This is a genomic window from Aphanothece hegewaldii CCALA 016, from assembly GCF_003007785.1.
Taxonomy (GTDB): Bacteria; Cyanobacteriota; Cyanobacteriia; order Cyanobacteriales; family Microcystaceae; genus Chroococcus; species Chroococcus hegewaldii.
This window is the reverse complement of sequence record NZ_PXOH01000067.1, coordinates 1-8,810: the sequence shown is the minus strand read 5'-3', so window position 1 is coordinate 8,810 and position 8,810 is coordinate 1. Positions and strand designations below refer to the sequence as shown.

The 8,810-nt window shown below is 41.9% G+C and carries 6 protein-coding genes; 4 read left to right on the top strand and 2 right to left on the bottom strand.

Annotated features, from left to right (window positions below; genetic code table 11):
• A partial coding sequence (locus tag C7H19_RS24490; protein WP_219907744.1) for a winged helix-turn-helix domain-containing protein occupies positions 1-528 on the bottom strand: 528 nt, incomplete at its 3' end.
• Between C7H19_RS24490 and C7H19_RS24485 the strand changes: the two genes are divergently transcribed.
• On the top strand, positions 418-1,959 hold the full coding sequence (locus C7H19_RS24485; RefSeq protein WP_106459525.1) for a Calx-beta domain-containing protein: 1,542 nt from the start codon (positions 418-420) through the stop codon (positions 1,957-1,959). The two genes, C7H19_RS24490 and C7H19_RS24485, sit on opposite strands and share 111 nt — an antisense overlap.
• Before the next feature lie 2 nt (positions 1,960-1,961).
• On the opposite strand, the gene C7H19_RS24480 is transcribed toward C7H19_RS24485, so the two are convergent.
• A complete protein-coding gene (locus C7H19_RS24480; protein WP_219907743.1) occupies positions 1,962-2,732 on the bottom strand; it encodes a glycosyltransferase in 771 nt (256 codons plus the stop codon).
• 602 nt (positions 2,733-3,334) lie between these two features.
• Here C7H19_RS24480 and C7H19_RS24475 point away from each other — a divergent pair.
• The 3 genes from C7H19_RS24475 (at position 3,335) to C7H19_RS24465 (ending at position 8,518) form a co-directional block, all read left to right on the top strand.
• Positions 3,335-4,453: an alpha/beta fold hydrolase gene (locus tag C7H19_RS24475; RefSeq protein ID WP_219907742.1), complete on the top strand. Its 1,119-nt coding sequence runs from the start codon at positions 3,335-3,337 to the stop codon at positions 4,451-4,453.
• A 507-nt stretch (positions 4,454-4,960) separates the two neighbouring features.
• Positions 4,961-5,239, top strand: a complete 279-nt coding sequence (locus tag C7H19_RS24470) for a DNA-binding protein (protein ID WP_106459522.1) — start codon at positions 4,961-4,963, stop codon at positions 5,237-5,239.
• Between the two features lie 168 nt (positions 5,240-5,407).
• Positions 5,408-8,518: a phage/plasmid primase, P4 family gene (locus C7H19_RS24465; protein WP_106459521.1), complete on the top strand. Its 3,111-nt coding sequence runs from the start codon at positions 5,408-5,410 to the stop codon at positions 8,516-8,518.
• Positions 8,519-8,810: the final 292 nt, after the last annotated feature.

Sequence of the window (8,810 nt, the reverse complement as noted above, 5' to 3'; positions counted from 1 at the left end):
CCATTCATAACGGTGATTGACCGTCGCTGTTGGTCTTTCTCCCATCGGTGTCCAAACTCGGCGCAGAATGGGTTTAAGTCCTATTCGATGTTCATCAAATGACCAAACTTCGATTTGGGCAGTGGGATATTGTTTTTGTAGTTCCTTAATTCGTTCTGGTAGTCGTTGCTTAAATTGTTCTTGTAGTTCTTTATTTGCCTTTTGGTGGCTCGGTCTGGGAACTTTGAGGGAGTAACGAAACTTTTTTAGATAGTCCCACCCCCTCTGCGGCCAGACTTTTTCTCTTCCTATTTTTTGAGCAATCCAATGCGCTACTTTCGGCCCCGTCCAAATTCCTTGGTCAACTGGTGGATGCTTCAAGCTTTCCTTAAGTTCTTCAAGTTGCGCCTCGTTGAGTAGGGCTTTGCCTGATTTTTTATTCCTGACCCTCGACCAATTACAGTTAACTATACAACCGTTGATGGCACAGCTACTACAGGTGTAGATTATGTAGGCAACAGTGGCACTCTGACTTTTGCTCCAGGACAAACCAGTCAAACAATTCCTGTCTCTATCATCGGCGATCTTTTAGATGAAGCCGACGAAAACTTTACCCTTCAACTGTCCCAAAGTACTAATGCCACACTGGTTAAACCTCAAGGAGTAGGTACAATTATTGATAACGACGCTACACCAAGTTTAAGCATTAATGATCTAACTTTAACCGAAGGAAATAGCGGAACAACAACCGCCACCTTTACCGTCAGTCTTTCTGCGGCTAGTGGTCAGACCGTAACTATTAATTATAGTACAGCAAATGGGACGGCGCTCGCACCTAATGACTACACTGCTACTAATGGCATTCTAACTTTTAACCCCGGTCAAACGACTCAAACCATTTCTGTCCAAGTCAACGGAGATTTGCTCCCCGAAGCGAATGAAACCTTCTTCGTTAATCTGAGCAATTCAACTAATGCAACGATCGCTGATACAATGGGTGTGGCAACCATCATCGATAATGATCCAGCAAGCTTGCCGTTTGCCATTAAAGCTGAAGGCACAGTAACCATTAGCGGTAGTAGCGACTTTGACGGCGACCCATTGAATCTTAATGATGATGCTCGCATCTATGCTGGTCGTGGTTTTACCATCAATGGTAATCCTACTCTACCAGTGCGTCGTGATGCACAGGGTAATCCGATTCGTGATGCTAATGGTAAGCTAGTCTTGATTGACCGTGCCGTAACTGTCGCACCTGGCTACAATGTCATTAATGCCAACACCAACCTTTACTCTAATCTTATACCACCCCAAGTAATTGAACCACAAACAGTAGTTGTTCCCAGTTACACCAGCATCATTAATCAAGAAACCGTCCGTCGTGTCCCCACTGGTACTCCTACCGTCACCTTTAATGTTCAAAATAACCCACTCAACTCGGCATCTGATTGGACAAATCGATTTCCAGGGGGTGGTACGGCGACTCAACCCACTGTGGTACTGGTCATTAATGGGGGATTAAATGTTCCCGCCAATGTGACTTTGAGTAATCTAGTAATTATTATAGAGCAGGGCGATTTGAACTTCAACGGCAATGGACACACCCTTAATAACGTCATGTTTGTGACCAATAATGGTAATATTAATCTGTCTGGAGTGCAAGCGAACAATGTTTCCCTGTTTGCTTCAGGTTCAATACAAATGAACTCTAATGCCCGTTTTAGTGGTTCTTCTTTGCTGGCTAATGCCAATAGCAACGGCAGTATTAATTTTAATGGCTCGACCACTACTGATGCGTCTAGCAACTTGCGTGTCGTGGCACAAGGTGAGATTAACTTTAATGGTTCTTCTCAATGTCGAGGCTCTTTTGTGACAGCGAGAAACTTTAGATATAATGGCAACTCAACCTTGCTCGGTTCGATTGAGGCTAAAGGTAATATTCTCTTTAATGGTCAAGCAACAGTAATTGCTACAAGTTAACTTTAAGTGTTCCTAGCGGCACTTGTTAGAGGGCGCAATCTATACTGTGCTTGGACTTCAACTTCTAAAACCAACTGCTCAGACAGTCCGCGCCTTTGTAACGCCATTTTGATCGCCATCTCAGTAAATTGAATTTGTTCGAGTTGGAGGAGATGAGAAATATTGTTTTGATGAGTACGATAATAATAAAGGGGTTTTTTTAAGTGTGCGATTTTTGTGACCTCCGAAAGACGCAGGCATAAATCATAATCCTGCGCTGCCCTAAATTCTGGGTTGACTCCACCTACAAGTTCATAAACTTCACGTCGTATTAAACGGAAGTGGAACGTCATAAAATCAACTAACAGCCCCATTGAAGAATAAGGAATCTTACAGCGTTTGCCTAATCCTAATACTGTCCCTTTTTCGTCGATGACGAGATAATCTGTGTAAACCATGCCAATTTCTGGCTGTTGGTCTAACAGGTGGGCCGTTTCGGCTAAAGTGGTGGGTGCAAGTAAGTCGTCGCTATCGACAATGCCTAGATACTGGCCAGTGGTTTGTGCGATCGCATGAAAGAGTGCTTGTCCCCGTCCTGTATGAGGTGCTACTATGACTTTTAGGCGTTTGTCTTGTTTTTCATAATGACGAGCAATCTCCACGCTCCCATCAGTAGACCCGTCATCCCAGATGAGCAACTCAAAATCCCGCCTCGTCTGAGCCAAAACACTCTCAATGGCAGCCGATAAATAACGTTCTCGATTATAGACTGTCATAATTAAAGAAATTGACACGCTTTTTAACTTCCTCCTGGCGATTTAATAATCCATGCCCTGTTCTGGTAAGGACAATTTAGTTAAGCTACATGGCAGTCAAAATCTATTTCTACAAAAACAGTCGTCACTCAACTTTGTTGATTAACATATTTATAGTTCCCACAAACAATTGTTCTGTAACAAGCTTTACTGCCTTGGTAATAACATTCGAGATGAAGATGGAATCAGAAAACAAGAAAATGAGCTTCAAAAAGGTCAGACTTTCTATGGACAGCCTCATTTTTAGATCGTTTGTTTGGCGTAATAGTTTTAGGTTACAAAGATGTAGAACTGTCTAGAAAAGAAAACGACCTTAAAACTACACGAGCGTGTTCTGACTTTCACAAAAAGCGCATTTTTAGAGATTAGTTCATAAGCCCAAAAATCCTTATAATGTGCCCTTGCTCCCGATGAAATGTGGCTCAAACCTATATATGATAAAGGCTTGGCTTTTTGTCTAGGTTTTCCTTTGGAGCCATAAATCATTCCTAAGATTGAAACTTGGATGATTGTAATTATGGTATAACGCTAAAAGACAACGCAGTTAACAAGGTATTGCAGGGTTTAGGCTCATGATATTCATGCCTCATAATTTTCTGTTTGTATGGCTGGTTCAACTGCTGTCCATTGGGGTACTTGGCGGGGGTATCTACATTCTCTATGAATGGTACGAAGGAGAACTTGTAGGAACATTTTACTTAGTGGCTGGGTTAGTAATAGTTCTGTGGTCTTTTGGTGGTCGTTGGATCAGTTTGCCACTGCTGCGCCGTTCTGGAGCCGAGGAACCTAAGTTTATGCGTAGCCAAACCGTGCAGCGTTTGCGAAGGCCGGATGGCAGTGTACTGCAAGTCGAGTTTTTTGGGCCTGAGGATGGTCAACCAATTATCCTGTCACACGGTTGGGGCCCAAACAGTACTGTATGGTATTATGCCAAACGACAACTGAGCGATCGCTTTCGAGTCATTGTTTGGGATCTACCAGGGTTAGGAAAATCTTCTAAACCGAAAAACAATGATCACTCTGTCGAAAAATATGCCCGTGACTTGGAAGCAGTTGTTGCTTGTGCTGGGGATAAACCTGTTATTCTGCTAGGACACAGCATGGGTGGGATGATTAACCTGACATTTTGTCGCCTGTTTCGGGAGCAATTAGGAAGTCGAGTGGCTGGCTTAATTCTTGTAGATACTACTTACACCAATCCGGTGAAAACTTGTATTTTTAGCGGTCTGGTACGTAAATTGCAGAAGCCGTTACTTGAACCTGTGTTATACCTAACTACCGTGCTGTGGCCCATTTTTTGGTTGATGACTTGGCTCTCGTATTTCAATGGTTCACTGTACATCACCGTAGAACTTTCTGGATTTACGGGTACAGAAACACGAGGTCAACTAAGTTTTGCCGGTCTATTATCAGCACTGGGTTCGCCTGGTGTTTTGGCTCGTGGCACACTAGCCATGTTCAAATTCGATGAAACAGACACACTTGCAACTATTAACGTTCCTGTGTTGGTTATTTGTGGTGCAACAGATATAGCAACTAAACCGATTGCAAGCGAGCGCATGAAAGCCGAATTGCCAAACTCCCAACTCCTCACCCTAAAACCAGGTGGACATATGGCATTGATGGAACAAAACCAGCAGTTTGCCGAAGTGGTTAGCACGTTTTGTGCTGGCTGCTCAAACGAAAGTGTTTCTCCTTAAAATTCTACGTCTTCTCGCTCGGAACGCGTAGTTTCAACTTAAGAATCAATAAGATTATCGATAAACACGCACAAATAGCATTGCGTTGTCAGAGAGCCAAAAATGTCAAACAAATATGGACAGCCTTCGTGACATAAATCCGATCGTACTAACCCTAGATTTAATAATAAGGCTGTCCATATTTGTCAAAAATTTCATGCAGGAGATGATTCTAATAAGTGACAAGATAGCCCCAACTTAGGGTGTTGAAAATTGTTAGAAATCGAGAAAATTTTAGATACAACTTATAGCTCTACAGTTGTATCTAAAATAAAAGAGTAAAAGTAAGCACAAGAAGGGATGAATCTACAACTGTAGACCTTCTTTTGTTTCAAACAAGATAACGCTGACTGTACCAATACAGTTGACCTCGAAGTGAATTTTGCTAGAGTAGAAGAAAGTAAGGACTTAACGCAAGCAATCCTTATAGTGACATTATAAGATAAGACTTAAAGAAGATCTTGAAAGATGACCCTAGCCCTGCCTCATCCGATGACAATCAAGCCAGAAGACTTCGAGCCGCCATTAAAGCGGAAAGAGGCTGCTGTGCCTGGGTATTGGACAGTGGAGGAAATAGCACAAGAGTTAGAGGTTTCAATTCGCTACATTCATTATCTAATTAAAGGCGATCCAAGAAGAAAAACACCTACGCGTTTAAAAGCTTATAATGCTGGCAAATCTTTACTTATTGCGGATCAAGACGCGCTTCAATATTTCTGGAAAGTACGTCAATCCAAAAAAACTTAACAATTATTAATCTGTACAGCTTCAATTAATTGAAGCAAATTAAGTATACTGTATTTAGACGCTAAAAAAGCCCCTCTATGACGTGACAATCTTTAGGGACTTCTTTAGCTTAATATTCACTCAGCAGGCTTTGCAGCCTGTTGAGACAATTTTGTTTAATTACAAATTATGCTCAATCAACATTTTACACAAATAGATTGCTCCCTTGCAATTAGTACAAATATCAATACTTCTCAGTTTTCTTCAACCAAATCGTCTCTAGAAGAATGGGTTAACGAATCTGGAGTATCCGAAACGCTCACCTCTAAATGGCTTATCCCCATTGAAGACCCTGACAAGATTGCCACTCTCTTAAACTGGTCGTATTACGCTCACACTTTAGGATGGTACGTTAAATCGGTGAACCCGAAAACGGGACAGTTTGCCAATCATGGGCAGTTCAAACCCTCTGTTCCCCTAGAAATCGATGGAAAGCCCCAGAAATATTTGTCATTCCCCAAAGGAAAAGGAACCGAGCCGATATTTGCCCCAATCACTCTAGAATTGTGGAGAGCGATCGCCACTTGCCACGCTATCGAGATTACCCCCGAAGACATCGACGAAATCCGCTTAGATCTAGGATTTTGGCTGTGGGTGTTGAAACATCCAGAGTTACCAATCTCGATCACTGAGGGAGCCAAGAAAGCAGCTTGCTTGATTTCACGTGGAGAAATAACGATCGCACTTTCTGGTGTATGGAATGGGCAGATTGGGAAAGGGAAAGCTTTACACCCTGCCCTCATTCCCTTCATCGTTCCTGGAAGACCTGTCAATTTAGTCTTTGATTCAGATGTGACCGTTAAACCCCAAGTCGAAGCAGCGTTGATTCAGTTTGGCAGACTATGTAAACAGCAAAAAGCGGAGGTTGCGATCGTACAATGGGATCTAACACTTGGAAAAGGAATTGATGACCTTATCGTGAATCAGGGAGAGGAGAAATTCAAAGAAGTTATGGGCAATGCCGTACAGTACGGGAAATGGTTGAAGTCGCTTGAGAATCAATTTCAAAGCTCATTATCAACTGATTCTAATAAGAAACAAAAATTACCTCCTGCCGATGAATTAGCCCGTCGCATTGCTGAGGATTATCGAGACAAACTGGCTTATAACAATGAAACGAGCTTCTGGATGAGATATGAAGCCGATTTTAAAGGAGTCTGGTCAAAAGAAACGGAGGAATATATCGAAGCGATCGTCTCCAGTATTTTAGACAGTATGAAAATCACGGGATATGGTTCTCACAGCTATATAATTAATATCCTTAAAAAGTTGCGGTGTTTGCTCATCGAACGATTCTGGAATGAGCGCGAAAGTAAAGAACTAATTCCTTTCCGCAATGGAGTATTAGAAACCGCGACTCGAAAATTTCTCCCCCATTCACCAGGGTATCGGTTCACATGGGCTTTACCTAGAGATTACAACCCACTTTCCTCTGATTGGTCAAACATCGATCGCTATTTAGGTGAAGCTGTAGAGGGAAACGATCGCCTGAAAAACATCCTACTTTGTTACTGTAATGCGGTTTTGTTGGGAAGATCGGACTTACAGAAGTTTTTGCACTTAATTGGCCCTGGTGGGACAGGAAAAGGAACGTTTATGCGGCTGCTGACTGATTTAATCGGATTGGTCAATATGCACTCGACGACCTTAGAGGATATTTGTACTAACCGATTTGAATTAGCCAACATCTACAAGAAGCGGTTAGTAGTGATGTGGGATGAAGATAAGAAATCAGGTTCCATGGGGCGGTTTAAAAGCTTAACTGGAGAAGACTATTTAAGAGCAGAGGAAAAAGGTAAAAAAGCGTTCTCATTCAAATACGATGGAATGGTCATAGTAAGCTCAAACTTTCCAATCTTTGTCGGGGATAACTCATCGGGGTTAGCACGTCGTCTAATTCCAGTGCCATTTAGTATTAAACCGAAACAACGGAAGAACTTAAATCAAGATTTTCAAAATGAATTAGCCGCGTTTACCAATTACCTCTTGTCATTGGACTCCGATTTTGTCACCAATACTCTACTTGGTTTAGAACCAGTTCCTGAAATCTCATTACAGTCATGGGAGCAAAGAATTAGAACCGATAGTATAGCCAGTTGGTTGAATGATTGTGTGATTTTCGATGCTTGTGCGACTACTGCCATTGGAAGTGATCGTACAGAGGGTTTATCTGGTAACGTACCAACAACTTTGTATGGTTCTTATGCCCTACATTGTCATCAGAATGGAACTAGCCCGAAAGCGAATAAGAATTTTTCACCCGACTTACTGGAACTGTGTAATCACATTCTCTTGATGACGGTTGAAAAGACGCAAACCAAAGTCGGGAAATTTATAAAAGGAATGCGCTTAAGAACGGCTACTGATTTTGAGTTACCCACCTTAGATTATCAGATGCAGATGGCGGTGACGGGTAGCGATTCATTTCGTCTTGACAAACTAGGGCAGTCTTCAACAAGACAAACTAACTATGAAACAAATGAACTAACTCAACAAGACTGCCCTAGTTTGTCTGACTTATTTCCAAAGGTGACGGGTGCGGTGACGGGTGCGGTGACGGGTCAGAATGCTGATGGAGTAAAGATTACAGCAATTGGTGACGGGTCACTTCTAACTCCTAATAAAAATGAAGAATTAAAAACAAGCAGTAACTTTTCGGAGTTGTTAGAAGTTAATGCTCAAATTTTAGAAGACGAAGAACAAACGTTAACAGCAATATATAAAAGAAGTGATGGTTTATCCGTCACCAACTCCGAAACACCGCAGAATAAGGATTGTGACCCGTCACCCGACCCGTCACCCGACCCGTCAACAATAATCGATTACTCAACTTACCCCCATCGAACATCTTCTGACATCAGAGCCAAACAGAATAAGGCTGATCAGTGTAAAGAGAAAATGCTATCTTGCCATACCTCTGAACGATTGGCTCAATTTAAAAGTGAAGGAGGTTTTAGTGAGACTGAGATTAAATGGGTCTATCATCGTTTACTATCTTCATCGGAACAAGAAAAAGTGAAAGAAGCTGCCAATGCCAATCAGTTAAATTTATTTGAGCAGGTTGACTATAATTGGCATAAAGCGATTGCTGCCATCGATGCTGAGTTAGAGCGTTTGGGATGGACAACGCAACAAGCAAAAGACTATGTGATGGCAAAATACAACAAGCGTTCTCGTCAATTGTTGGATGATGATGAAATTGTGGAGTTGTGGCAAGACTTAAAAAAGCAGCTATCTTAAAATCACAAGGAAAGCTTTGCTTGAACACTTAATTAGTTAAACTACTAGCATTAATCCATCAATCATTCAGTTTTCTTTTATGGTTAAGTTTGACGACCTTCTTAAGACAGTTTATGCCACAGACCGTCAAGCTTGGCGGCAGTGGTTGATTGAGAACCATCAAGCTTCTTTTGGGGTTTGGTTGGTTTACTATAAAATCAAGAGTGGTCTGACGAGCCTCACGGGGTGACGAGTAGCTGAAAGCTAGAGAATATCTAGCTTTTAGAGCTTTGTGTTACCCAAAAGATGAAGA

What these genes read in the sequence shown, in the direction of transcription:
- C7H19_RS24475 (WP_219907742.1), top strand. Translation starts at nt 3,335, where the DNA reads ATGCCTCATAATTTTCTGTTTGTATGGCTGGTTCAACTGCTGTCCATT.
- C7H19_RS24470 (WP_106459522.1), top strand. Translation starts at nt 4,961, where the DNA reads ATGACCCTAGCCCTGCCTCATCCGATGACAATCAAGCCAGAAGACTTC.
- C7H19_RS24465 (WP_106459521.1), top strand. Translation starts at nt 5,408, where the DNA reads ATGCTCAATCAACATTTTACACAAATAGATTGCTCCCTTGCAATTAGT.